The sequence below is a fragment of the Wolbachia endosymbiont of Glossina morsitans morsitans genome (genome assembly GCF_000689175.1).
Taxonomy (GTDB): Bacteria; Pseudomonadota; Alphaproteobacteria; order Rickettsiales; family Anaplasmataceae; genus Wolbachia; species Wolbachia pipientis.
This window is the reverse complement of record NZ_AWUH01000028.1, coordinates 1-1,083: the sequence shown is the minus strand read 5'-3', so window position 1 is coordinate 1,083 and position 1,083 is coordinate 1. Positions and strand designations below refer to the sequence as shown.

Below are 1,083 nucleotides of genomic sequence, written 5' to 3'. Positions count from 1 at the left end.
TCCTTACTTAATTGATCAATTACCTTAGCTCCCCAGGTATGTTCTTTTTGGCGTTTTAGGATCTCTGTACCAATATGGTGGTAAAGCAAAATAAGCCTACTATTTACTGCAAGTGCTGCCTTATAACGGTTTGTTGCAATACGATCTTTCAACTGCTCTAAAAGTTCTGTATATTCTTTTCCTATAATTTTTGTCATACGGTCCCTTTTAATCCATTATACAATTCTTTGTCTGTCGAGAAGACAATCTTTCGCTTGCCTGCAACTTTGAGGGAATTCCCTATTGACTTCAAAGTTGTCCATCAACTAAAATATATTGACTTTATGCGCAATATTAGCTTTAAACCAGTAAAACAAGCTGCTTAACATATGCGTTTTTTCTATTCTAATTATATTCTTTTTTTGTCTTTATGTTGTTTTCTGCTTTTTTCGTTACCTTCAACAAGAGCCCAAACGAATGATACGTCAGTTGTTCCTATACCACAAAGGAAAAAAGAATTGGTTGAGCACACTGTTGTAGCACAACCGAGGCAAATTATCGAAATGCAAGAAGAAGTCATTATTAACGAGGGTAAAGAATTCATTCCAATTCCAAAAAGAAAAAAAAGTGTAGAGAAAAAACTAAGAAGGGATGTTAGAGGGGCAAAAAATGAAATAGGAAACGAAAAAAGCGTTGAGAGCAAAAAGGATGAATTAGTTGTAACAGAAATTATTAACTCTATAAGAGACAAGCTCACAAAATGCTGGAGCATTCCTGAAAGCATAGCTCACAAAGAAAATTTTAATATAAAAATTAACTTATTGTTATCCAGTCAAGGCGAGATAATTATGGCGGATGTAGCAGACAGTGATTCCTATCGAAATAATCCACTTTTCAGGTCGATAGCAGATAGCGCAATGCGTGCAGTATATAAATGTAGCCCATTAACCGGCTTGCCTACTCAGCACCACCACATTTGGCGTGAAGTAACACTAGACTTTATTCTATAGCTAAAGTAATTCTATAATTTAATAAGCCCACTGTATCCGTTCAGGATAGCAGCAAGGTAGTATAACCATAGAGTAAAAGTGAGTTTACAACAAA

At 35.2% G+C, this 1,083-nt stretch carries 2 protein-coding genes; one reads left to right on the top strand and one right to left on the bottom strand.

What is annotated here, in order from left to right; translation table 11 throughout:
• Positions 1-197 (bottom strand): DUF1016 N-terminal domain-containing protein (locus WGMM_RS00835; protein WP_038248560.1); only part of this gene is annotated, 197 nt, incomplete at its 3' end.
• Between the two features lie 171 nt (positions 198-368).
• Between WGMM_RS00835 and WGMM_RS00830 the strand changes: the two genes are divergently transcribed.
• The gene (locus tag WGMM_RS00830; RefSeq protein WP_051599586.1) at positions 369-989 is read left to right on the top strand and encodes a hypothetical protein; all 621 of its coding nucleotides are present in this window, start codon (positions 369-371) and stop codon (positions 987-989) included.
• Positions 990-1,083: the final 94 nt, after the last annotated feature.

Bases quoted from the DNA above. Each gene is read 5' to 3' on its own strand.
- WGMM_RS00830 (WP_051599586.1), top strand. From the start codon at position 369: ATGCGTTTTTTCTATTCTAATTATATTCTTTTTTTGTCTTTATGTTGT.